Source organism: Streptomyces sp. MB09-02B (assembly GCF_033794485.1).
GTDB lineage: Bacteria > Actinomycetota > Actinomycetes > Streptomycetales > Streptomycetaceae > Streptomyces.
In genome coordinates this window covers 1-23,482 of the sequence record NZ_JARGEE010000105.1, presented here as the reverse complement: position 1 = coordinate 23,482, position 23,482 = coordinate 1, and the positions used below count along the sequence as shown (strand labels likewise).

At 71.6% G+C, this 23,482-nt stretch carries 19 protein-coding genes and 4 pseudogenes; 6 read left to right on the top strand and 17 right to left on the bottom strand.

The genetic code is table 11. The features are described from left to right. Positions 1-35 precede the first annotated feature (35 nt). From P1P70_RS17250 to P1P70_RS17230, 5 genes are all read right to left on the bottom strand, one after another. On the bottom strand, positions 36-884 hold the full coding sequence (locus P1P70_RS17250) for a sugar phosphate isomerase/epimerase family protein (protein ID WP_319238222.1): 849 nt from the start codon (positions 882-884) through the stop codon (positions 36-38). A gap of 32 nt (positions 885-916) precedes the next feature. Then, entirely contained in the window at positions 917-1,909 is a 993-nt protein-coding gene (locus P1P70_RS17245) for an SCO3242 family prenyltransferase (protein WP_319238220.1), read from the bottom strand. A 151-nt stretch (positions 1,910-2,060) separates the two neighbouring features. Beyond that, entirely contained in the window at positions 2,061-3,473 is a 1,413-nt protein-coding gene (locus tag P1P70_RS17240) for an NAD(P)/FAD-dependent oxidoreductase (RefSeq protein WP_319238224.1), read from the bottom strand. A 360-nt stretch (positions 3,474-3,833) separates the two neighbouring features. Next, entirely contained in the window at positions 3,834-4,679 is an 846-nt protein-coding gene (locus tag P1P70_RS17235; protein WP_319238218.1) for an inositol monophosphatase family protein, read from the bottom strand. 117 nt (positions 4,680-4,796) lie between these two features. Then, complete coding sequence (locus P1P70_RS17230; protein WP_319238216.1) at positions 4,797-6,662, bottom strand: gamma-glutamyltransferase family protein; 1,866 nt, start codon at positions 6,660-6,662, stop codon at positions 4,797-4,799. 150 nt (positions 6,663-6,812) lie between these two features. On the opposite strand from P1P70_RS17230, the pseudogene P1P70_RS45795 reads away from it, so the two are divergent. From P1P70_RS45795 to P1P70_RS17215, 3 genes and pseudogenes are all read left to right on the top strand, one after another. Further along, positions 6,813-6,923, top strand: a pseudogene (locus P1P70_RS45795) (iron-containing alcohol dehydrogenase); the annotation flags it as partial. A gap of 47 nt (positions 6,924-6,970) precedes the next feature. Further along, positions 6,971-7,564: pseudogene (locus tag P1P70_RS17220) on the top strand (serine/threonine-protein kinase); the annotation flags it as partial. A 116-nt stretch (positions 7,565-7,680) separates the two neighbouring features. Then, positions 7,681-7,896 carry a hypothetical protein gene (locus P1P70_RS17215; protein ID WP_319238226.1) on the top strand — a complete coding sequence of 72 codons (216 nt, stop codon included), beginning with the start codon at positions 7,681-7,683 and terminating at the stop codon, positions 7,894-7,896. Positions 7,897-7,940: 44 nt separating this feature from the next. Here P1P70_RS17215 and P1P70_RS17210 read toward each other — a convergent pair. Both P1P70_RS17210 and P1P70_RS17205 read right to left on the bottom strand, forming a co-directional pair. Continuing rightward, positions 7,941-8,124: pseudogene (locus P1P70_RS17210) on the bottom strand (pyruvate formate-lyase 1-activating enzyme); the annotation flags it as partial. 99 nt (positions 8,125-8,223) lie between these two features. Beyond that, the gene (locus P1P70_RS17205) at positions 8,224-8,715 is read right to left on the bottom strand and encodes a DUF6326 family protein (protein WP_319238211.1); all 492 of its coding nucleotides are present in this window, start codon (positions 8,713-8,715) and stop codon (positions 8,224-8,226) included. Between the two features lie 162 nt (positions 8,716-8,877). Between P1P70_RS17205 and P1P70_RS17200 the strand changes: the two genes are divergently transcribed. Together P1P70_RS17200 and P1P70_RS17195 are read left to right on the top strand one after the other, a co-directional pair. Continuing rightward, entirely contained in the window at positions 8,878-10,017 is a 1,140-nt protein-coding gene (locus P1P70_RS17200) for a sensor histidine kinase (RefSeq protein WP_319238209.1), read from the top strand. Next, the gene (locus P1P70_RS17195) at positions 10,014-10,670 is read left to right on the top strand and encodes a response regulator transcription factor (RefSeq protein ID WP_319238207.1); all 657 of its coding nucleotides are present in this window, start codon (positions 10,014-10,016) and stop codon (positions 10,668-10,670) included. The genes P1P70_RS17200 and P1P70_RS17195 overlap by 4 nt, the downstream gene beginning before the upstream one ends. Positions 10,671-10,753: 83 nt before the next feature. Here P1P70_RS17195 and P1P70_RS17190 read toward each other — a convergent pair whose 3' ends face one another. After that, positions 10,754-11,611 (bottom strand): class I SAM-dependent methyltransferase, encoded by an 858-nt coding sequence (locus tag P1P70_RS17190; protein ID WP_319238205.1) that lies wholly within the window; start codon positions 11,609-11,611, stop codon positions 10,754-10,756. A 55-nt stretch (positions 11,612-11,666) separates the two neighbouring features. Next, the gene (locus P1P70_RS17185) at positions 11,667-12,362 is read right to left on the bottom strand and encodes a DUF4232 domain-containing protein (RefSeq protein WP_319238203.1); all 696 of its coding nucleotides are present in this window, start codon (positions 12,360-12,362) and stop codon (positions 11,667-11,669) included. Positions 12,363-12,577: 215 nt separating this feature from the next. Here P1P70_RS17185 and P1P70_RS17180 point away from each other — a divergent pair, with 215 nt between their 5' ends. Further along, a complete protein-coding gene (locus P1P70_RS17180; protein ID WP_319238202.1) occupies positions 12,578-13,249 on the top strand; it encodes a hypothetical protein in 672 nt (223 codons plus the stop codon). A gap of 38 nt (positions 13,250-13,287) precedes the next feature. On the opposite strand, the gene P1P70_RS17175 is transcribed toward P1P70_RS17180, so the two are convergent. From P1P70_RS17175 to P1P70_RS17140, 8 genes and pseudogenes are all read right to left on the bottom strand, one after another. Beyond that, positions 13,288-14,856, bottom strand: coding sequence for an NCS1 family nucleobase:cation symporter-1 (locus P1P70_RS17175; protein ID WP_319238199.1), 1,569 nt, complete (start codon positions 14,854-14,856; stop codon positions 13,288-13,290). 231 nt (positions 14,857-15,087) lie between these two features. Then, positions 15,088-16,107, bottom strand: coding sequence for a TIGR03842 family LLM class F420-dependent oxidoreductase (locus P1P70_RS17170; RefSeq protein WP_319238197.1), 1,020 nt, complete (start codon positions 16,105-16,107; stop codon positions 15,088-15,090). An 11-nt stretch (positions 16,108-16,118) separates the two neighbouring features. Then, positions 16,119-17,522: a dihydropyrimidinase gene (gene hydA / locus P1P70_RS17165; protein WP_319238195.1), complete on the bottom strand. Its 1,404-nt coding sequence runs from the start codon at positions 17,520-17,522 to the stop codon at positions 16,119-16,121. A gap of 128 nt (positions 17,523-17,650) precedes the next feature. Next, positions 17,651-18,493 carry a nitrilase-related carbon-nitrogen hydrolase gene (locus tag P1P70_RS17160; RefSeq protein WP_319238193.1) on the bottom strand — a complete coding sequence of 281 codons (843 nt, stop codon included), beginning with the start codon at positions 18,491-18,493 and terminating at the stop codon, positions 17,651-17,653. A gap of 155 nt (positions 18,494-18,648) precedes the next feature. Next, positions 18,649-20,226: a PucR family transcriptional regulator gene (locus P1P70_RS17155; RefSeq protein WP_319238191.1), complete on the bottom strand. Its 1,578-nt coding sequence runs from the start codon at positions 20,224-20,226 to the stop codon at positions 18,649-18,651. Positions 20,227-20,257: 31 nt separating this feature from the next. Further along, positions 20,258-21,544 (bottom strand): aspartate aminotransferase family protein, encoded by a 1,287-nt coding sequence (locus P1P70_RS17150; RefSeq protein ID WP_319238187.1) that lies wholly within the window; start codon positions 21,542-21,544, stop codon positions 20,258-20,260. A gap of 92 nt (positions 21,545-21,636) precedes the next feature. Next, entirely contained in the window at positions 21,637-22,479 is an 843-nt protein-coding gene (locus tag P1P70_RS17145; protein WP_319238185.1) for a nitrilase-related carbon-nitrogen hydrolase, read from the bottom strand. A 276-nt stretch (positions 22,480-22,755) separates the two neighbouring features. Continuing rightward, a pseudogene (locus tag P1P70_RS17140) lies at positions 22,756-23,482 on the bottom strand (hypothetical protein); the annotation flags it as partial.

The window sequence follows — 23,482 nt, the reverse complement described above, 5'->3', positions numbered from 1 at the left end:
GTGTCGGGGATGGGTCGTCGGCCGGAGGGGTCGGGTCAGGCCGTCGCCGCGCGCAGGAAGTCGAGCGAGCGGCGGGCCACTTCGGGGGCGTCGAGGGAGCCGCCCTGGATCTCCACGGAGACCAGGCCGCGGTGGTCGAGGTCCTGGAGGGCGGCGAGCACGGGCGGGAAGTCGATCTCACCGGTGCCGAGTTCGAGATGTTGGTGGACGCCCCGCCGCATGTCCTCGATCTGCACGTTCAGCAGTCGGGGGGCGGCGAGGCGGACGCACTCCAGCACGGTCCGGTCCTCCACGCAGTGCGCGTGCCCGATGTCGAGGGTGATCCCGAACAGCTCGTGCCCGCCGACCAGTTCGGCGAGTTCGAGGCACCGCTCCACGGTGTCGACGAACATGTACGGCTCGGGTTCGAAGGCCAGCGAGACGCCGTACTCCTCCGCCGTCTCCAGGACGGTCTCGACGCCCACCGCGAGCCGTTTCCACGCGTCCCGTTCCGGCAGCCCGTCGTCCGGCGCGGGGCCGCTGCACAGGTGGACGGTGGGCGAGCCGAGGTCGGCGGCGATGCGTACGGCCCGGCGCAGCAGGTCGACCCTGCGTTCGGACCCGTCCGCCATGAGGGTCGGGTGGTGCTTTCCCCAGGGGTCGAGGAGGTAGGGGGCGCCGGTCTCCACGGTGACGTCCAGTCCGTGCCGGGCCAGGTCCCGGGCGGTCGCGGCCACCCGCCGGGGCAGGTCGTCCGCGTACGGGTCGAGGTGGACGTGGTCGAGGGTGAGGGCGACGCCGTCGTAGCCGAGGTCGGCGAGGACCGCAAGGACGTCGGCCAGCCGGTGGTTGGTGAAGCCGTTGGTGCCGTAGCCGAATCTGAGGGGGGTGGGGGGCGGGGTCATTCCGGCTCTCCTCCTGCGGAGGTCCGTGCTGCTCAGGTGGGGGAAACGCGCCGGGCGAGCCGCCGCGCGAGGGGGTGTACGAGGCCGAGGGCGGCCGCCGCTGCCGTGGCTCCGCCATGTGCCGTCAACGCCGCCTGCAGGGGCATCAGCCCGAGGATCCCGGCGCCGACGGCCCGCCGTACGTTCTCGCCCGACGGTTCCCGTACGGCGCGGGCCTGGGCCGTTCCGTAGCTGCCGAGATAGGCGAGGGCGCCCGCGGCCACCACGCCGGCCCGGACGGCGGCCCTGGTGCCCGACCGGCCGTGCAGCCGCCCGGCACGCCAGGCGACGGCCGTGCGGACGGCCGGGACTGCCGTGGCGAGGGCGGTGGTCGTGGAGGCGGCGAGGGTCGCGGCCGGCAGCCGGGCGGGGGCGCCCGAGATCTCGTGGCGGCTGAGGGCGGTCAGGGTGTAGGTGTGGGCACCGACGAGAGCGGCGGGGACGGCGCCGCGCAGCAGGGCGGCACCGGTCCCGGTAGCGCGGTCCGGTCCGGGCCCGGCTGCGAGCGCCCCCGCGAGGACGTCGAGGGCGCGTGCGGAGGCCATGGCTGCCGGGCCGGCCGGGGTGGACTTCAGCTTCAGGTCGTACGCCCAGACGGCGGCGGCCAGCGGGACCGCTCCCATCAGGCCGCGACGGCCCCCCGAGGCGGCGGCGAGCGCGAGGCCCCCGGCGGTCAGGGCGCCCGCGACGGCGAGGGCGGTGCGGCGCGGGACACGGCCGGACGGGACGGGGCGCTCGGGGCGCTCGACCGCGTCGATCGTGGCGTCGGCGTAGTCGTTGAGGGCCATGCCGGCCCAGTAGAGGCAGACGGACGAACACATCACTCCGACCGTCCGCACGCCCAGCGGGTGCCCTGCGGCGGCGGCACCCGCGAGCACATCGCCCGGGACGCTCAACGCGGCCGGGGCACGGACGAGTTGTGCGAGGTCGGCGAGGCGCACGGCAGGCCGGGAGCCGGAGCCCGGTACCGCTCTCCGATCTTTCATGGCGGCAACTTACCCACGCGACTTGAACATTCACATGGAGAAAGGGTGAAGACCTTTGTCACTTCGTGATGTTGCCCGTGATGTCGCCCGTGATGCTGTCGGTGATGTTGTCCGTGATGCTGTCCGTGATGTTGCTGACGAGCCGGTGAACTCAGGCTTCCTGCCGCAGTTTTCGCCAGACCGCCTTGGCCGCGTTGTGGCCCGACATTCCGTGCACCCCGGGTCCCGGCGGGGTCGCGGAGGAGCAGATGAACACGGCCGGGTGCGGGGTCCCGTACGGGCGGAGGGAGAGCTTGGGGCGCAGCAGCAGTTGGAGGCCGGAGGCGGCGCCGCAGGCGATGTCGCCGCCCACGTAGTTCGCGTTGTGCGCGGCGAGTTCGGGCGGGCCGGCGGTGGCGCGGGCGAGGACGCGGTCGCGGAACCCCGGTGCGAAACGCTCCAGTTGGCGCTCGACGGCGTCCGTCAGGTCGCCCGTCCAGCCGTTCGGGACATGGCCGTACGCCCAGAAGACGTGCTTGCCCTCCGGGGCTCGGCCGGGGTCCACCAGGCTGGGCTGCACGGTGATCAGGAAGGGTCGGTCGGGCGCGCGGCCCTGCCGGGAGGCCGCGTCGAGCGCCGCGCCGATCTCGGCCCTGCTCGCCCCGACCTGGACGGTGCCCGCGCCGCGCGCCTCCTCGGCGGTCCACGGCACGGGGCCGTCCAGCGCGTAGTCGAGCTTGAAGACGCTCGCGCCGTAGCGGTAGGCGGCGTAGTGGCCGCCGAAGCCCGCGATCCGCGCCAGGGCGGTGGGCGAGGTGTCGAAGACGTAGGCGCGGGCCGGCGGCAGGTCGTCGAGGCGCTTGACCTCGTAGTCGGTGTGAATGGTGCCGCCGAGGTCCTTCAGGTAGGCGGCGAGCGCGTCGGAGATGGCCTGCGATCCTCCCCGGGCGACGGGCCAGCCGGCGGCGTGCGCGGCCAGGGCGAAGACCAGGCCGACGGCGCCGGTGGCGAGGCCGTTGAGCGGGGCGATGACATGGGCGACCAGTCCGGCGAACAGCGCCTGTGCTTTCTCGTCCTTGAAGCGGCGCATCAGCCAGGTCGAGGGCGGCAGGCCGGCGAGACCGAAGCGGGCGAGACCGACCGGATCGCGGGGCAGCGCGGACAGCGGCAGCGACATGAAGTCCCGGGCGAGCGTGTCCCACTTGGGCAGGAAGGGCTCGACCAGCCTGCGGTACGCGCCCGCGTCGCGCGGCCCGAACGAGGCGGACGTCTCCCCCACCGAGCGCGACAGCACGGCCGCCGAGCCGTCGAGGAAGGGGTGCGCCATCGGGAGGTCGGCGTGCAGCCACTCCAGGCCGTAGCGGTGGAGCGGCATCGCCCTGAACGCGGGCGAGTTGACGCCGAGCGGGTGGGCGGCCGAGCAGGGGTCGTGGTGGAAGCCGGGCAGGGTCAGCTCCGCGGTGCGGGCGCCCCCTCCCACGGTGTCCTTCGCCTCGAACAGGGCCACGGAGAAGCCGCGGCGGGCCAGCTCCACGGCGGCCGTCAGGCCGTTCGGCCCCGCCCCCACCACCACCGCGTCGAGCATCGACGGCACGTCCGGACCCCTTCGTCGTCGGCCGATGACCACCAGGCCGTGCCGACTGGCTCCCGCCGACGGCAAAACCTGCGCTCAGGATATGCCGCGGCACCGACGACGCCGGTCACGGGTGGCCCGCGCCGGACAAGTCGGAACCCACGGCCGGGTGGGCGCCGCTCGCCCCGGGACGGCGTGGGTGCACCGCTCGCCCCGGCCACCTGGGCGTCACCTGCGCTGGGCCACATGACGCCGAAGCCACCCGGACCGCCTGGTGCCGCGCGCTCCCGGCCCGGCGGAAGACCCGCCCGCGCGGCCCGTGCGTACGGCGGCACGCGCCCTCGGCTCCTGCCTGCCGCGCTCCCTCTCCGCTCAGACCCCGCCCGCCAGCAGCCCCGCCACCCGGCGGGCCGTGGCCGCGTCGCGGGCCGTGGTGAACGGCAGGGTGTTGCCGCCCGTGATGCGGAAGGGCTCGCCGGTCAGGGTGAGGTGGGCGCCGCCCGCCTCCTCGACCAGGAGAAGGCCGGCCGCGTGGTCCCAGGCCGCTTCCCAGCTGAAGGCGACCGCGTCCAAGTGACCCCTGGCGATGGCGAGATACTCCAGCCCGGCCGAGCCACAGGCACGCGGGGAGACGCCGTCGGTCCAGAGGCCGAGCAGGGCCCGCTTCTGCTCCTCCGTGGTGTAGTCCGGGTGTGAGGTGGCTATGTCGAGGTCGCGGCCGGGGTCGGGCGACCCGGCGCGCAGGGGCTCGCCGTCGAGCGTGGCCCCCTGGCCGCGGATGGCCACGGCGAGCCGGTCGAGGGCGGGTGCGTACGTCCAGGAGGCGAGCAGGACCCCGCCCTGGGCGAGGGCGACGAGGGTGCAGAAGCCGGGCTCACCGCGCACGAACTGCCTGGTGCCGTCGACCGGGTCGACGATCCAGACCGGCGCCTGCCCCTGGAGCGCGTCGTACGACGCGGGGTTGGCGTGCACCGCCTCCTCGCCGACCACGACCGACCCGGGCAGCAGCGCGGGGAGCGCCTCCGTGAGGTACAACTCGGCCTTGCGGTCGGCGTCGGTCACCAGGTCGTGCGGGCCGCTCTTCTGGTCGACCTCGTGCGCGGCGAGCTGCCGGAAGCGCGGCATGATCTCCGTGGCGGCGGCCTTGCGGATCGCTTCCTCGACGTCCGAGGTGTGCCGGGCGAGAAACTCGTCGATGGTTTCGTTGTCTTCGATCATGCCTCCATGACAGCACGTGGCACTGACAATCCCCACCCGTTCGGTGTATTCGTCATGGAATCGACGTGAATTCCCGGGGCTGCCCGGGTCTGTCGGAAGCGGAGGGTCCGCCGCGGCTCAGCGCCCGACGGCGTACCCCTGCATGCCGCGCGGGTTCGCCGCCGCCGACAGCACGCCGTTCTCCGGGTCGCGTGCGACCGCGCACAGCCGGCCCTCGGACCAGTCCTCGCCGACGACGACGTCATGGCCGCGCCGGCGCAGTTCCTCGACGACGTGCGGGGGCGTCCGGGACTCGACGGTGACGCTGCCCGGGCGCATACCGCGCGGGTAGAAGGAGCCGGGGAAGCTGTCGTTGTGCCAGTTGGGCGCGTCGATCGCGCCCTGGAGGTCGAGGCCGCCACGCACGTGCGGACGGAGGGCGACGGCGAGGAAGAAGTGCAGCTGCCACTGGTCCTGCTGGTCGCCGCCGGGCGTGCCGAACGCCATGACGGGCACCCCGTCGCGCAGCGCGAGCGACGGGGTGAGCGTGGTGCGCGGGCGACGGCCCGGCGCGAGGGTGTTGGGCAGGCCCTCGTCCAGCCAGGCCATCTGCAGTCGGGTGCCGAGCGGGAAGCCCAGCTCGGGCACCACCGGGTTGGACTGCAGCCAGCCGCCGCTGGGCGTGGCGGCGACCATGTTGCCCCAGCGGTCGACGACGTCGAGGTGGCAGGTGTCGCCCCGGGTGCCGCCGTCCGCCGCGACCTCCGGCTCCCCCGGCACCGGCGACCGGGGGCTCTTCGCCACGGTGGGCTCGCCCCCTCCCCCGAGGCCCTTGGCGACCGTGGGCTCGCCGGCGCCGAGCGCGCTGAAGCCCGGTCCGTCCGTGGCCACCACGCGCGCGTGCGCGCTCAGTCGCGGGGTACGGCCGCCCGGAGCGCCCGGCAGCAGGTCGTACGACGCCGTCTCGCCGACGAGCGCCCGCCGCGCGGCGTTGTACTCGTCGGACAGCAGCTCGGCGAGCGGCACCGGCGCTGCGTCCCCGTACCAGGCCTCCCGGTCCGCCATGGCGAGCTTGCAGCCCTCGACGAGGAGGTGCACGTACGCGGCGGACCCGTACGGGGGCAGTTCGTCCGGCAGCAGGGCGAGTTGCTGGAGGAGGACGGGGCCCTGGCTCCAGGGGCCGGCCTTGCACAGGGTCCAGCCGTTCCAGTCGTACGTGGCCGGGGCCTCGTAGGTCGCGGACCAGGCCGCCAGGTCGGCCAGGGTGAGCGTGCCGGTGTGCCGCTCGCCGCTGGTGTCGAGGGTGGGCCGGCCGGCCTGGCGGACGAGGGCCTCGGCGACGAAGCCGGAACGCCACACCGCGCGTGCCGCCTCGATCCGGGCCTCCCGGTCCCCGGCCCCCTCGACCTCGGCGAGCAGCCGCCGCCAGGTGGCGGCCAGGGCGGGGTTGCGGAACAGTTCGCCGGGCCGGGGCGCCCGCCCGTCCGGCAGGTACACCTCCGCCGACGACAGCCACTCCTTCTCGAAGAGGTCCCGCACGGACTCGACGGTCGCCGCCATGTTCTCCACGGGTGGGTGTCCGTCCTCCGCGTACCCGATGGCGTACTTCAGGACGTCGGCCAGGTCCTTGGTGCCGTGGTCGCGCAGGAGGAGCATCCACGCGTCGAACGCTCCCGGCACGGCGGCGGCCAAGGGGCCGGTGCCGGGGACGAGTTCCAGACCGAGTCCCCGGTAGTGCGCGGCGGACGCCCCGGCCGGTGCGACGCCTTGTCCGCTCAGCACCCGGACCTCGCCGCCGGCCGGGGCGAGGAGGATCGGCACCTCGCCCGCCGGGCCGTTGAGGTGCGGTTCGACGACGTGCAGGACGAAGCCCGCCGCCACGGCCGCGTCGAAGGCGTTGCCCCCGTCCTCCAGGACCGCCATCGCCGACTGCGAGGCGAGCCAGTGCGTCGAGGACACCATGCCGAAAGTGCCTTTCAGGGTGGGACGCGTCGTGAATTCCATATCTGACCTCGGTGTTTACGTGTGTCGGTCGGCCCAGAACGGGCCGTGGGGAGCGTCCGGGGAGAATGAGCCCGAGGCCATCTCCTCCAGGCAGAGCCGTTGCCCCCTCTTTCCCGACGGGCTGCTGAGGCCCGAAACTGCTGCGCTCGCGGAGTCGACGTGCACCCCTTCGCCGTCATCTCCGACCCGGCGACGGGCAAGAAGTACCCGCTCGCCGACTACGCTCTCACGCCCAGCGTCGCGATCGTCGACCCGCTGCTCATCGGGTGGGATGACTCGCCGCCCTCCGGCACGGCGGGGGGTGCCTGATGGAGCGGCTTGTTCCGTCCGATCCGTCGCGCCTGTGCGGGCACCGGCTGCTGGGGCGGCTGGGCGCGGGCGGCATGGGCGTGGTCTACCTGGCCCGCACCGCGGCCGGCGAACTGGCCGCCGTGAAGGTGATCCAGCCCGAGTTCGCCGAACAGCCGGAGTTTCGGGCCCGGTTCCGCCGCGAGGCGGCCTCCGCCGGACGGGTCGACAGTGCCTGGGTGGTACCGGTGCTGGGCGCCGACGCGGAGGCCGGGGCGCCGTGGCTGGCGACGGCGTTCGTGCCGGGGCCGTCGCTGGCGGAGGCGGTCGCGGCGTGCGGGCCGCTGTCGGTGCGAGCGGTGCGGGTGCTGGGCAAGATGCTGGCCCAGGCCCTGGCCGCGGTGCACGACGCGGGCCTGGTGCACCGCGACGTCAAACCCGGCGACATCCTGCTCGCCCTCGACGGACCCCAGCTGATCGACTTCGGCATCGCACGGCCCACGGCCGCCGAGGCGACGGAGCTGACCACGGACGACATGGTGGTGGGCACGCCGGGGTTCCTCTCCCCCGAGCAGGCGCGGGCCCAGCGGTTGGGCAGCCCGAGCGATGTGTTCGGGTCGGCACCAAGGCCGCCAAGGCGTTCACCGCCGCCCACCGCGAGCGCTACGACGAGCCCCCCGGCCGCTGGGTCGCGGAGGCTTACGACGCCGTCGGTCTGATCGCCCGCGCCATGGACTCGCTCGGCACGGACGCGGAATTCGAACCCGGCGAGGTCGCCGAACGCCTCTTCCGCACCACCCATGACGGGGTGGCCAAGCGGATCCGGTTCGTCGAGGGGAGCAGCCACTTCCTGGAGGCGGCGAACATGAACTTCCTGTACCAGGTCACCGACGGCGCCTTCCGCTTCCTGGGGCGCCACGACCAGGTGCGTGGGAGGAAAGGCTGACTGGGCGTGGGGTGAGCCGCATGGAGGCAGGCGGAGCGATCCGCCAGGTCGGTGTCGGCGAGCAGTTCGTCGGTCGCGCGGGCGCCGAGGAAGCCGGAGGTGTCCAAGGCCGTGTGCAGCCCGAGTTCCTTGCAGCGGCGGAAGATCCCGGCCGTGCAGGCGGGCTGCAACAGGGCGCAGGGGGCAGCCGCTGAGGAACAGCACGAACCGGGTCCCGGGACCGTCCACGGACGACGGACGACGAGGTTGCCGCGCCTGAGGTCGGTGTCGACGATGCGGTGGCCTGTGGGCGCATCCGATGATCCGACCTGCCGGCAGGGTCTGGGCTCACGCTTGCTGCTGGGCGCGAACGGTTTCACGGTCCGAGCTGGTCGCCATGGTCGCCGCCGGTGTGGTGCGGGGCCAGGTCCAGGCGTACCACAGGATGAGGGCGAGAACGATCACTTCCAGTGCGACGCCGAGGCCGTAGAAGTACGTCCAGGACTCGCCCACCGCGTTGAATGCCGCGAAGGGGACCTGTACCGACGCCACGACGAGGTTCGTGATGCGGTTCGCCCGGGCGGGCAGCGCCGTCGACAGCACGATCATGAGGATCGGGATCGCCATGAGCACGAGGAAGACGGTCAACAACGTCTGGCTGATGTTGAACTCCCAGACGACGCCGACCTGGATGTCATCGATGACGCCGGGCTTGAAGAAAGCGAGAACGTCCACGTAGACGTACAGGAACATGAAGCTTGTCCACGCTGCGGCGAGCTTGGCTCTCACCGGGATCCGCTGGTTTTCCAGTGCGGTCGTGGTGGGTTGACGCGTTCTCATCGTAGGCTCCGTTGTTGTGGTGAGGACTGGTAGGCCCACGATCGTCGAGCCCGGCGGCGGGCACATCGGCGTCGAGGCCGGACCCGCCTCGGCCGTTGAGAGGAGCGGCGTCTCGTTCTTTCGGTCGGTCCCGGACGCCTCGGTGGCCCCTAGGCTGGGTGTGTGACCACCAATGCCCTGAGCCCGCTGTGGGCCGAGCCCCGCGCCGCGGACGCTCCCGACCGGGTGTCGCGCGACTGGGCGCTGGTCGGGGTGTTGATGGTGACGGCGCTGCTCGAAGGAGTCCTCCGGGACGATGTCCCCTGGCGGCCGTTCGCGACGATCGTGGCGGTCGGACTTGCGCCGCTGCTGTTGTGGCGGCGTACCCACCCGCTGGCCTGTGTCGTGGTGGCCTTCGGCACCGCGATGGCGTTGGGACTGGCGAGCCTGCTGGGCGGGGCCCCGAGCGTGGGCCTCGACACGATGATCTACATCCTGGTGCTCGTCTACGCGCTGGTCCGCTGGGGCTCAGGGCGCGAGATCGCGATCGGGCTGGTGGTGGTGGCGGTCGCTGCGGGAATCGGTACGGTCGCCGACTACACCGGGCCGACCGACGTCATCGGCGTGTTCGCCGTGCTGGCGGCGGCGGCAAACGGAGCGGCGTTCCGCTACCGCGCCGAGAGCTGGCGCCGGGCGTTGGACCAGAGCCGCAGCCAGGAGCGGGTCGGCCTCGCGCGCGAGCTGCACGACATCGTCGCCCACCACGTCTCGGCGATCGCTGTGCAGGCGCAGGCGGGCCGGGCGATGGCCGGGCAGCGACCCGAAGCGGCGCTCGACGCGCTGGTGGTCATCGAAGGGGAAGCGTCGCGGACGCTCGCGGAGATGCGGGCGATGGTCCGGGTGCTGCGCGACGGAGCGCCGGCGGAGTACGCCCCCCAGCCCGGCGTCGCCGACCTGGTGTCCCTCGCCCGACGCGCCCCGGTTCCGGTCGTCGACGTAGAGGTGCCGGATGACGTGGACGAACTTCCGCCCCAGGTCGACGCGGCGGTCTTCCGGCTGGCGCAAGAGGCGCTGACCAACGCCCTGCGGCACGCCCGCAACGCCTCGCGTGTGGAGATCCGGGTCGTGGAGGGCTCGGGAAGGCTGCGGCTACGCGTGAGCGACGACGGACAGATCGACCCGGCACGGTCGGTGAACCACGGCTTCGGGCTGCTCGGGATGACGGAGCGCGTGCAACTGCTCGGCGGCACGCTGCGTGCCGGGCCGGCGCCCGAGGGCGGGTGGACGGTCGACGCCGAGATGCCGACGAGGGTACGGCTGTGACGGTACGCGTGGTGGTGGCCGACGACCAAGATCTGGTGCGCACCGGCCTGTCGATGATCCTTGACGCGCAGCCCGACATCGAGGTCGTCGGCCAGGCCGCCGACGGCCACGCCGCTGTCGAGCTGGCGCATCGGCTCCGCCCCGACGTGTGCCTGGTCGACATCCAGATGCCTGGGCTCGACGGCATCGAGGTGACCAAGCTCCTCGCAGGGCGGGGCGTCCCGGACCCGATCGCGGTCGTGGTGATCACGACATTCGACCTCGACGAGTACGTCCAGGGCGCGCTCCGGGCCGGGGCCCGGGGTTTTCTACTCAAGGACGCCGGGCCGGCGCTGCTCGTCCAGGCCGTCCATGCCGCCGCCGTCGGCGATGCCCTGATCGCGCCGAACATCACCCGGCGGCTGCTGGCCACCCTCGCCGCCAGGGAACCGTCGAGCCGACGGACCCAACCGATCGAGCCGCTCACCGAACGCGAGGAGGAGGTGCTGATCCTGGTCGCCCGTGGCCGCACGAACGCCGAGATCGCCGCCGAGCTGTTCATCGGCTTGACGACCGCCAAGACCCACGTCGCCAGCCTGCTGACCAAAATCGGCGCCCGAAACAGGGTCGAGATCGCGATGTGGGCGTACGACACGGGCCGGGTGGGGGCCTGAACCTGGATCCACCGCGCTGCAGTTGGTCTGTGGACGACGGACGGGCGTTCGGTGATCGTACGCAGCGCGCAGTGCCCCGCGTCTCAGCCGCGGCCGCCCTCCAGCTCTTCTCCCGGCCTCCGCCCCACCGTCAGCACATGTCCGCTCGCCCCCAGCAGCGTCGGCTCCGACTCGATGCGCCGGGTCGCGGCCAGCACGGCCGCCCGGCGCTCCGGGTCGTCCAGCCACTCCTCCACCCCGCCCATCAGCCAGGCGACGCCCTCGACGCCGTACTGCCCCTCGAGGGCGAGCCCGGCCTCGGCGAACTCGCCCGGCACCTCGGCGGGATCGGCGAAGTAGGCGGTGGTGAAATGGGGGTCCGCCGACGAGTACCGGTGCCTGCCGTGGCCCGACACGGCGTCGGTGCGCTCCCGGCGCTCCGGGATGAAGTAGTTCCCTTGCATGAGGGTGTCGTTGAGCCCCGCGAAACGGTTGATCGTGGCCGCGACCACCACGCCACCCGGCCGTACCACGCGCAGGGCCTCGGCCAACGCCTTCACCCGGTCCGGGCGTTCGGGCAGGTGGTAGAGCGGTCCGAGGAACAGCACGACGTCGTACGCGGCGTCCTCGACGGGCAGCGCACGGGCGTCGCCGAGCCGGGCGGTGACCCCGGGCAGCCGCCCGGACCGCTCCACGTGCATCGGCACGGGGTCGACGACCTCGACCCCGTACCCGTCCTCGGCCAGCCACTCGGCGTGGATCCCGGTGCCTCCGCCGACGTCGAGCACACGCGCGGGAGCCCCGGGCAGCAGCCGGCGGAGGAGGTCCTGGGTGCGCCAGAACTCCAGTCGACCGGCGCCCTCCCTGAGTCGGGTGAGCTCCCCTCCGCGCTCGTAATAGGCGAGGATCTCCTCGGGCAGGGAGGGGAGTTGGGACGCGGTGTCGTACGGTGACCGGCTCATGGCTCCAGGGTGCTGATCACCGTGGAGGACGTGCAACCGGTTAACACCCGGCGCGTCAGAAGTCCGGGGCGAACTTCGTCCATGCCGTCGTGCCGAGGCGGCCCGTGTTGCCGAGGTCGAGACCGCCGTCGGGGGTGAGGACTTCGGCGGGCCGGCCGGGGAGCGGGGCGATACGCAGAGTGGGGGCGTTCACGGCCGGTACGTCCACCTCGGTGACCGTGTTGCGCCAGACCAGTACGGTCTCGGCCGACTCGCCCGGTTTCAGGGCGACTTGGTGCGGACCGAGGTCGGGCACGGCCGTGGTGACGTCCTGGGGGCCCTGGAGGACACGTACGTCGTCGTAGGGCTCGCCGTCCGCGTCGAGCACCTGTATCGAGGGGTAGCCCTTGACGGTGTACGTCTTCTCGCCGCAGTTGGTGAGGGTCACGCCCATCGCCCGCAGCCCCATCGCCGCGTCCACGAGGCCGGGCAGCATGCGCACCCCGGAGGCCGGGCAGGCGGCCGTCGCGTCGGGCGAGGCGTCCCCCGTCCGATCCGCTCCCAACTCGGCCTCCGCCGCCTCGGGCGGCTCCGAGTGTCCCAGCCCTCCGGGGGCTTCCGTCCCTGCCGACGAGGCCGCGGCAGAGGGCCCGGCACGGTCCGGGTCGCGCTCGCGGTCGAGTTCCTGGGAGAGTCCGCAGCCGCCGGCGGCGACAATCAGCGCCGCCACCACGAGCGCGCGGGAGGCCGTACGGCCGCGTATCGGGATCATGGTCCGATCCTGACACGGACGCGGGCGCGGAAGCCGTGACTCCGCGCGGGACGCCGTGACCGGCGCGCGCGAGACGCAGTCACCGGCGCGCGCGTGAGACGCAGTCACCGACTATGCACGGAGCGAGTTCGCACTTTCGTCCCACAGGCAGTCGTGTGACACTGGCGTACCCCACCGCCCGGCGGTACCGCCGCCTCGACCCCGAGAAGTGCGCTGTGCGTGATCTCCCTCTGCCGCTCGCCCTCACCGCGCGACTGATGCCGGTCGCCGTACTCGCCGTCGCGGGCTGGGCGTTGTCGTCCGGTCCGCTGTCCGCGAGCCCGGCCGGGGAGGACTCCGCGCAGGACACGGCGTCGGGGCCCGTCTCGACCGACGAGTCCGCGCCGTCCACGGCGACGGTGACCAAGACGTACGAGAAGGCGCCCTCACCCTGCTCCGCCGTCACGGAGAAAACGGTCACATCGCTTGTCCCTGGCGCGAAGACGGCCGGCAAGGAGATCGCGTCGACCAACGAGTCCGTGCGCCGCACCTGCTCGTGGAACGCCCTCAAGGGCTTCGACTACCGCTGGCTGGACGTCTCGTACGAGATCCAGCAATCGGACGACAAGGCCGAAAGCGCCTACAAAACGCGCACCACGGAGAAGAGTGGCGGCGGCGCCGTGCCCGGTCTCGGTGACGAGGCCTACTCCGTGGTGAACCTCACCACGGAGGACAAGCAGCAGACCCGTGAGGGTGTGGTGTACGTCCGGCTGTCCAACGCCCTGGTGGTCGTCACCTACAACGGCAGCGACTTCGAGTCGCAGAAGGCGCCCGGCACGGACGTGATCAACAAGGGCGCCATCAAGGCCGCGAAGGAGGCGGCGGCCGTGCTGGAGAACTCCCAGTAGGGCGTCCTCCGCAGGGCCGCCGCCCGGTCACGGGCCGGTCAGACGGTCGACCGCTCCTTCTCGGCCCGGACCTTCTCCCGCTCGCCGGCCATCAGCACCACGTACAGCAGCATCGACGCGCCCAGGCCCACCGCCCAGCCGTAGTCGGCGAGCGGCTTGAGGAACGGGATCAGGCCGTCGTGCGGGAACGGCCCCGAGGAGACACCGTCCTCCGAGACGGTCGAGTACGACCCGCCGACCGCGAGCACACCGCCGACCACGAAGGCCGCTATCGCCCGCCAGTTCCAGCCGGAGGAGTACCAGTAGCGCCCGCCCGGCGTGTACAGGTCCGCCAGGTGCAGGACGGTACGGCGGACGATCCAGTAGTCGGCGATGAGGATGCCGGCGACGGTGCCGAGCAGACCGCCGACCACGCCGAGCCAGGTGAAGATGTAGAACTCGGGCGTGGAGATCAGCTTCCACGGGAAGATCAGGACCCCGACGACCCCCGTGATGAGCGCGCCCGTACGGAAGTTGATGAGCTTCGGGGCGAGGTTCGCGAGGTCGTACGCCGGTGAGACCACGTTCGCGGCGATGTTCACGGAGATGGTGGCGACCAGCACGGTGATCAGGGCGAAGAGGAGCCCGAAGACGTTGTCGGCCTTGGCGGCCAGCGTGACCGGGTCCCAGATGGCCTCGCCGTAGACGACCTCGGAGCCGGAGGTCACCAGCACGGCGAGGATCGCGAAGAGCGTCATCGTGGTGGGCAGGCCGAGGGACTGGCCCCAGGTCTGCGCCTTCTGGCTGGCGCCGAAGCGGGTGAAGTCAGGGATGTTCAGGGACAAAGTGGCCCAGAAGCCGATCATTCCCATCAACGAGGGGAAGAAGACCGGCCAGAAGTCGGGGCCCCAGCCGAGCTTGGAGGGCTGGTCGAGGAGTGCGCCGAAGCCGTCGGCCTTGACCGCGATCCAGGCCAGGAGCACGAGCGCGCCGACGATCACGAACGGGGCGGCCCAGTTCTCGAAGTGCCGCAGGAAGTCCATGCCGCGGTAGATGATCGCTATCTGCAACGCCCAGAAGAGGATGAAGCAGAGCCACAGCGGCCAGGGGTTGCCCGCGATCTTCCCCGCGCTCTCCCACTCACCGCCGGTGAGCTTGGAGCCGAGCGCGAATATGCCGGAGCCGCCGATCCAGGTCTGGATGCCGAACCAGCCGCAGGCCACGGCCGCCCGGATCATCGCCGGGATGTTGGCGCCCCGCAGACCGAAGGAGGCGCGGGCCAGCACCGGGAAGGGGATGCCGTACTTGGGTCCGGCGTGCCCGGTGGCCAGCATCGGCAGCAGCACGATGACGTTGGCCAGGGCGATGGTGAAGACGGCCTGCTTCCAGTCCATGCCGAGGGCGACCAGGCCGGAGGCCAGGGTCCAGCTGGGGATGCAGTGGGCCATGGAGATCCACAGCGCCGCGAAGTTGTACGTCGTCCACTTGCGCTCGGAGACGGGTACGGGGCGCAGGTCCTCGTTGGCGAAGGGGCTTTCGGCGGGAAAGGCCCCGGGCGCCAGCTCGATCCGGCCGGACGGGTCGGCGGTCTGGGCGGTCGACGACCCCGAGGAAGCTATGTCGGTCATGGGCAGGCCAATCAGGGGAGGCGGGACGGGAAGAAAGGCCGTGCGGAGGCCTTGGGCCCTGCCCTTCCGGGACGGCGGAAGGGCAGGAGACAAGGTGTGGGGGGTCTCAAGGGGACTGGAGGGGACTGGAGGGGACTGGAGGACTTCGGGTGACTGAGATCGGATCGGCTTATTCCGGTTTAGCGGTGTGGCCGGATTCTTGCAGTCGGCGAGCCGTTCCGGGAAGCCGGGTCAGCCGCTGACCGCCGGGATGACCGTCGAGCCGTACACGTCGATCACCCTCTCCTGCGCGTCGTGCATGTCGTAGACGGCGAACTGGTCGACGCCGAGCGCCCGCAGCGCGTTCAGCTTCTCGATGTGCATGGCGGGGGTGCCGATGACGCAGAAGCGGTCCACGATCTCGTCGGGCACGAACTGGGTGTCGGGGTTGTCGGCGCGCCCGTGGTGGGAGTAGTCGTACCCCTCGCGCGCCTTGATGTAGTCCGTCAGCTCCTCCGGTACGGCCGCGGAGTGCTCGCCGTACTTGGACACCAGGTCGGCGACATGGTTGCCGACCATCCCGCCGAACCAGCGGCACTGCTCCCGCCCGTGGGCCAGCGCCTCGGGCGAGTCGTCCTCGGTGACGTACGCGGGCGCGGCCACGCAGATCTTCACCTCGGACGGGTCGCGCCCGGCGGCGACGGCCGCGTCCTTGACCGCCTTGACCATGTACTCGGTGAGGTAGAGGTCGGAGAGCTGGAGGATGAAGCCGTCGGCCTCCTCACCGGTCATCTTCAGGGCCTTGGGGCCGTACGCGGCCATCCAGACCGGGAGTTCGGCGCCCTCCTTGATCCACGGGAAGCTGATCACCGTGCCGCCGAGGTCGGCCTCTCCCCCGCTGCCCAGCGACCGGATGACCTTCATCGCCTCGCTGATCCGGGCCAGCGTGTTGGGCTTGCGGCCCGCCACGCGCATCGCCGAGTCGCCGCGGCCGATGCCGCAGACCGTGCGGTTGCCGAACATGTCGTTGAGGGTGGCGAAGGTCGAGGCGGTGACCTCCCAGGTGCGGGTGCCCGGGTTGGTGACCATCGGGCCGACCGTCAATTTTGTCGTGCTGGACAGGATCTGGCTGTAGATGACGAACGGCTCCTGCCACAGCACGGCGGAGTCGAAGGTCCAACCGTGGGTGAAGCCGTTGTCCTCGGCGCGCTTCATCAGCTCGACGACGCGCGAGGCCGGTGGGTCGGTCTGCAGGACGAGTCCGAAGTCCATGTACTCCGCTCCTAGTTGAGGTACTGGCAGGTGGAGCGGGGGGTGTAGACACCGTGCCCCGCGTGCCCGGTGTACTCCCGCTCGGTGATGACGGGGACGCCGCGCGAGAGGACCGTCTCGACCCGGCCGGTGGTGCGCTTGCCCTCGTACGCCGAGTAGTCGACGTTCATGTGGTGCGTCTCCACGGACATGACCTGCTCGGCGTGCGGGTCGTAGATCACGATGTCGGCGTCCGCGCCCGGCGCGATGGTGCCCTTCTTCGGGTACATGCCGAACATCCGGGCCGGGGTCGCGCAGGCGATCTCGATCCAGCGGCGGCGTGAGATGTGCCCGTCGACGACCGCCTGATGGAGCAGGTCCATGCGGTTCTCGACACCCGGGAGGCCGTTGGGGATCTTGGAGAAGTCGCCGCGGCCGAGCTCCTTCTGGCCGACGAAGCAGAAGGGGCAGTGGTCGGTGGAGACCACCTGGAGGTCGTTGGTGCGCAGCCCCTGCCACAGCTTGGCCTGGTGTTCGCGCGGCCTCAGGGGCGTGCTGCACACGTACTTGGAGCCCTCGAAGTCCGGCTCGGCGAGGTTGTCGGTGGAGAGGAACAGGTACTGCGGGCACGTCTCGCCGAAGACCGGGAGCCCCTCGTCACGCGCGCGTGCCAGCTCGGCCACTGCCTCCATGGCCGAGACGTGCACGACGTACAGAGGGGCGCCGGCGACCTGGGCGAGCTTGATGGCGCGGTGGGTGGCCTCGGCTTCGAGCAGGGCCTTGCGGACCTCACCGTGGTAGCGGGGGTCCGTCTCGCCACGCGCCAGGGCCTGTTCGACCAGGACGTCGATCGCGATGCCGTTCTCCGCGTGCATCATGATCAGGCCGCCGTTCTCGGCGGAGCGCTGCATGGCGCGCAGGATCTGGCCGTCGTCGCTGTAGAAGACGCCCGGGTAGGCCATGAACTGCTTGAAGGAGGTGACGCCCTCCTGCACCAGCAGGTCCATCTCCTTGAGCGTGTCCTGGTTCACGTCGGAGACGATCATGTGGAAGCCGTAGTCGATCGCGCAGTTGCCCTCCGCCTTGGCGTGCCAGGCGTCGAGGCCCTCGCGGAGGGTGTGGCCGACGCTCTGCACGGCGAAGTCGACGATCGTCGTCGTTCCGCCCCAGGCGGCGGCGCGGGTGCCGGTCTCGAAGGTGTCGGAGGCGAAGGTGCCGCCGAAGGGGAGTTCCATGTGGGTGTGGGCGTCCACGCCGCCGGGGATGACGAACTTCCCCGTGGCGTCGATGGTGTGCTCGGCGGTCCAGGCCTCCGCGGCGGTGGTGCCACTCGCCGCGAGAGCGGCTACACGGCCGTCCTCGATCAGGACGTCTGCGTGCAACTCGTCTGAGGCTGTGATGACGAGACCGCCGCGGATTACGGTACGGCCGCTCATTGGGTCACGCTCCGTTCGGTTGTGGTCGAGTGCGGGTCGTGGAGGGCTGGTCGCGCCCACGCGGCGGGGCCGCATATCAGGTGCTGCCCCGCGCCCCTTCAGGGCGCGGGGGTGTTGGACCTCGTTGCTTACGGCGCCGTCAAGGGGCCGTACGCGTCCGGGCGGCGGTCGCGGAAGAACTGCCAGCGGTCGCGGACCTCGCGGAGCTTGGCCAGGTCCAGGTCGCGGACGACGAGTTCGGTCTCCTTGTCGCTGGCCACCTCGCCGACGAACTGGGCCTCGGGGTCCACGAAGTAGGAGGTGCCGTAGAAGTCGTTGTCGCCGAGTTCCTCGACGCCGACCCGGTTGATGGCGCCGATGAAGTACTCGTTGGCGACGGCCGACGCGGGCTGCTCCAGCTGCCAGAGATAGCGGGACAGGCCGCGCGAGGTGGCGGAGGGGTTGAAGACGATCTCGGCGCCGCCGAGTCCCAGCGCACGCCAGCCCTCCGGGAAGTGCCGGTCGTAGCAGATGTAGACGCCGATCCGTCCCACGGCGGTGTCGAAGACGGGCCAGCCGACGTTGCCGGGACGGAAGTAGAACTTCTCCCAGAACCCCGGGACTTGGGGGATGTGGTGCTTGCGGTACTTGCCGAGGTACTTGCCGTCCGCGTCGATCACGGCGGCGGTGTTGTAGAGGACGCCCGGCTGCTCCTCCTCGTACATCGGCAGCACGAGGACGAGGCCGAGTTCCTTGGCGAGCGCCTGGAAGCGCTTGACGATCGGGCCGTCGGGGACGGCCTCCGCGTACTCGTAGAACGCCTTGTCCTGGACCTGGCAGAAGTAGGGCCCGTAGAACAGCTCCTGGAAGCACATGACCTGCGCGCCCTGAGCGGCCGCGTCGCGAGCCGCCTGCTCGTGGACCTGGATCATCGACTCCTTGTCGCCGGTCCAGGCCGTCTGGAAGATGGCTGCGCGGATGACTCTGCTCATCGGGACCTCCGGTCACTCGGTGTGCAGCGAGCGTAGGAAGCCCGGAGATCGGGTTTGAGTTGCACGGTGTCACGTCTGCGGGCGTTCTCCGTTCCACCGTGTCACCTCTTCGCGGGCGCATGTTTCACCGCCGTTTTCGCAGGTCCCGGCATGTTTCAGCCCTGTTGCGCGTCGTGGGCGAGGAGGGCGATGTGGACGGAGGCGGCCTGTTCGAAGTCGTCGAGGTCCACCCCGAGGCGGGCCTCTATGGCCTCCAGCCGCCGGTACAGCGCGGGCCTGCTGACGTGGTGCAGCTGGGCGGTGTGCGACTTGTTGCGGCCGGTCGCCAGATAGGTCCGCAGGACGGGCAGCAGATCCTGTTCGGCGTGCCCGTCACCGCACAGCAGCCCGTCCAACTCCCGCTCGGCGAAGGCCTGGACGTGGGGATCGTCGCGCAGCAGCCGGACCAGGCCGCGCAGATGGACGTCGCGGAGGCGTACGACGACGGGGAGGTCGAGACCGGTCGCGGCGGACTGGGCGACGGCGTCCGCCACGTGCCGTGCCTCCCGCAGTCCGCCGGGCACGTCCTCCCACGTGGTACGCGCCTCGGCGGCGGCCACGACCGTCCGGCCCACCCCCGACTCGGACCGCAGCCGGGTAGCGAAGTGCGCGGTGAGCGCGGTCGCGTCCTGGTCCCGGGCCAGGCTGAGAAGCACGGCGGTGGCCCCCTCCGCCAGTTCGGCGACCAGCCCTGGCAGCCCCAACATCCGCAGGACACGGTCGAGTTGGGCGGGATCACCGTCGCGTACGACGAGCGGAACGAAGGTACGGCGGTTGACGGGCAGCCCTGCCGCCCGCGCCCTCGGCAGCAGTTGACGGGCCGGTACGACGCCGGAGACGAGGTCCGTCAGGAGGCTCTGCGCGGACTGCTCCTCCCAACTGTGCGCCGCGCCCCCGAGCATGCGGTGCAGGACGAGCGCCTCGGCGGCCCGGTCGGCGAGCAGCCGGCCGGTGGCGATGTCGCCCCGGTAGCCGCACAGCACGATCTGGCCCCAGCGTTCCCCGCGCCCGCCCAGTTCGGCCCGGACCCAGCCGTCGCCCTGGTTGCCGCCCGCCTGGCGGGAGATGCGCTCCCAGTCGCGCAGCACGTCGTCGACCGCCGACCGCTCCCCCGCCGTGGCGAGGACACGGTGGGCGAGGTTGGTGACGACGAGCGGACAGCCCGCGTGCTGGGCGATCTCGTCGAGCAGCCGTTGCAGCGGGGCGCCTGCGGTGATGAGCCCGGTCAGGGCGGTGCGGACTGCCTCGGACAGGCTCACGGCCGCGAACTTCCGCCGTACGAGCCGGGACTGGACCTCCTCGGTCAGGTCGGCGAAGGGGAACGGCCGGTGCAGCACGACCATGGGCAGACCGCACCGCTCCGCCGCCCGGCGCATCACGTCGGGCGGTGCCGGGAAGGCGCGGCCGAGACCGAGGACCACCGCGGCGGCCTCGGCCCGGTACAGCGAGCGGATGTACTCGGCCTGTGCCTCCTCGTCGCCGGCGAGCAGCACACCGGTGGTGAGGACCATCTCGCCGCCGCTGAGCATCACGCCGACGTCGGGCGCCTCGGCCACGTGCACCCAGCGCACGGGCCGGTCGAGCTGACCGGCCCCGGCCACCACCTCGGGCTCCCCGGCGAGGACCCGGTCCAGGGCGAGGACCTGGCGTACCGACAGGGCGGGTTCCGGAGCGGTGGCCGAGGTGGTGGTCATGGCGGTGTTCCTCAGATCTGTTCCTCTGGTGCTACTGGATACTCCTCAGAGCCCGTTCGAGGGCTTCGGCGCCCTCCTCGGCCTCGGCGACGGTCAGCGACAGCGGGGGCGCGATGCGCAGCGCGCTCGTGTTGTGGCCGCCGCCCTTGCCGATCAGCAGGCCCTCCCGGCGGGCGGCTTCGAGGACCGCCGAGGCCGCCTCGGGGTTGGCCTCGTCGGTGCCGGGCTTCACCAGCTCGATGCCGATCATGAGGCCCCGCCCCCGCACCTCCTTCACCTCCGGGATCTGCGCGGTGATCGCCCGCAGCCGCTCGATGAGGAGCCCGCCGACGCGGCGTGCGTTGCCCTGGAGGTCGTGCTCGACCAGGTAGTTCAGGTTGGCGAGGCCGGCGGCCATGGTGATCTGGGTGCCGCCGAAGGTCGAGATCGAGTTGCTGTCGAGGCAGTTCATGACCTCGGACCGGGCGACGACACCGCCGATGGACATACCGTTGCCGATGCCCTTGGCGAAGGTGAGGATGTCCGGCGGCCCGTTCTGGCCGTGCGCCTGCCAGCCCCAGAAGTTGTCGCCGGTGCGGCCCCAGCCGGTCTGCACCTCGTCGGCGATCCACAGCACGCCGTGCCGCTGCAGCACCTCGCGGAACGCGGCGTACAGCCCGTCGGGCGGGGAGGTGAAGCCGCCGACCCCCTGGATCGGCTCGGCGATCAGCGCCGCCGGCGGACGGCCGTGGCCGAGCAGGTCCTCCAGGTCGGCGACGCAGGCGGTGATGAAGTCGGCGTCACTGAGGTCCGCGTACGGGCCCCGGGCGCGGACCCCGCCGTGCACGTACAGCGTCTGCAGCGGGGACAGCGAGGTCGGGGACCAGCCCTTGTTGCCGGTGATGCCGACCGCGCTGAAGGAGCGGCCGTGGTAGCTGTTGCGCATCGCCATGATCTGGTTGCTGCGGCGGTACGTCGTGGCCAGCATCAGCGCGGTGTCGTTGGCCTCGGTGCCGGAGGTGGTGAAGAAGACCCGCGCGTCCGGGATGCCGGACATCTGCGCGATCCGCTCGGCGAGTTCGACCATCGGTCGGTTGAGGTAGAGCGTCGAGGAGTGGATGATCCGCCCGGCCTGCTCGCTCACCGCCTTGGTGACCTCGGGCAGCGCGTGCGCCGTCATCGTGGTCAGGATGCCACCGAAGAAGTCGAGGTACTTGGTGCCGGCGGCGTCCCAGACGTGCCGGCCCTCGCCGTGGGTGATCTCCAGCGGGTCCGCGTAGTAGAGCGCGAGCCAGTCGGGCAGTACGGCCTTGTGGCGTCCGAGCAGTTCGTCGGTCACGGCTGCACCACTCCTTTCACTGCTGTACGGGTTCTGCGGGTGTCACGCCTGTACGTGCCCACGTCAGGGCTGTACGAGTCCTTCCCGGGCGATCACGGCTGCACGAGCCCTTCGTACGCGTCGGGTCGGCGGTCCCGGTAGAAAGCCCACTGCTGACGTACCGCCTCGACCAGGTCGAAGTCCAGGTCCCGTACGACGAGTTCCTCGTCCTGGTCGCTGGCGACCTCGCCGACGAACTGACCGCGGGGGTCGACGAAGTAGGACGTGCCGTAGAAGTCGTTGTCCCCGTACTCCTCGACGCCCACCCGGTTGATCGCGGCGACGAAGTACTCGTTGGCGACGGCCGCCGCCGGCTGCTCCAGCTGCCACAGGTGGGAGGACAGACCCCGGTGCGTGGCGGACGGGTTGTAGACGAGCTGGGCGCCGTTCAGACCGAGTTGGCGCCAGCCCTCCGGGAAGTGGCGGTCGTAGCAGATGTAGACGCCGACCTTGCCGACAGCCGTCTCGAAGACCGGCCAGCCGAGGTTCCCGGGCTTGAAGTAGTACTTCTCCCAGAACCCCTTGACCTGGGGAATGTGGTGCTTGCGGTACTTGCCGAGGTAGGTGCCGTCGGCATCGATGACGGCCGCGGTGTTGTAGTAGAAGCCGGACTGCTCGACCTCGAAGACCGGGACGACGATCACCATGCCGGTCTCGCGGGCCAGCTCCCGCATCCGGGTCACGGTGGGGCCGTCGGGCACGGGTTCCGCCCAGGCGTAGTGCTCCGGTTCCTGGACCTGGCAGAAGTAGGGCGCGTTGAAGACTTCCTGGAAGCCGATCACCTTCGCACCCTGCCGGGCCGCCTCGCGGGCGTGCTCGATGTGCTTGTCGACCATGGACGCGGTGTCTCCGGTCCAGGTCGCCTGGACCAGGGCGGCGCGTACGACGTTGGCCATGTCAGGTGCTCCTTCGACAGGGACCTCAGCGAGCCTCTACGCCCGTAGAAGCAGGCCGTAGAGGCTTGAAACTAAGCCCCGTCGACGGGCTGGGCAAGACCATCGTCGTCAACCGGCCGAGTCGATCACGTTTCGCACTCCAGTGGGTGATTACGCCTGCGTTTCGCTCCTCGCACCGGCTCATACCGCCGACCGCGGGGTCTGGCCGCGGCCGGGCGGAGCGGGTGGGTCGGAGGTGTCGGTTGGGGTCTGCGTGAAAGCCCCGGGCGGGCGGAATCAGGTGATGCCCTGGACGCGCAGGGCGTGGGCCACGTCTCGGTGGCGCTCCTTCGAGACGCCGCGCGCCGCCGCCAGGACGAGGGGCGCGAGCCGCCGAGGATGGGCCTCCGCACTGCGCGCCGCCTCCTCCGGCGTACGGACGCGCACGTACACGTCGAGCAGCGCACGCGCCTCCCGTTCACGCCCCTCCGCGACGAACCCGAGCACCGCCGCGCCGATCTCCTCGGCGGGCCGCGTGACACCCTGCCGCAGCATCTGCTCCCCGTCCGAGGCGCGACCGACCGCGTTCAGGGCGTCCGCGACCGCGACCAGCCGGTCGGCCGGCAACGACCCGGCCTCCCACAGCAGGGTCGCCCAGTCGGCGTCCAGTCCCGCGCGGTGCAACTCGGCCGCGAGCAGCGGGAAACGGGCCGCGGACCAGTGCGCGACCTCCACGAGGAGGGCGTGCGCCTCCCCGCTGCGGCCCTCCCGGCGCAACCGCACCAGGCGCTGCACGGTCCCGGCGATCTCCTGCCGCGCCTCGTCGTCCAGTGCCTGTCGCGCCTGCGATTGCTTCGGTGCCACCGCCTCGGCCGGCTCCGCGACCCCGGCGTACCGGGCGCCCCGAGGAGCCCGCCCCTTGCGGCCCCCGCTCGGCGCGGCCACGGGCGGAGCCTCCTCGGCCTCCACCGCCCCGGCGAAACGGGCACCCCCTCGGGGGCGGCGCTTGGCACGCTGCTTTGTC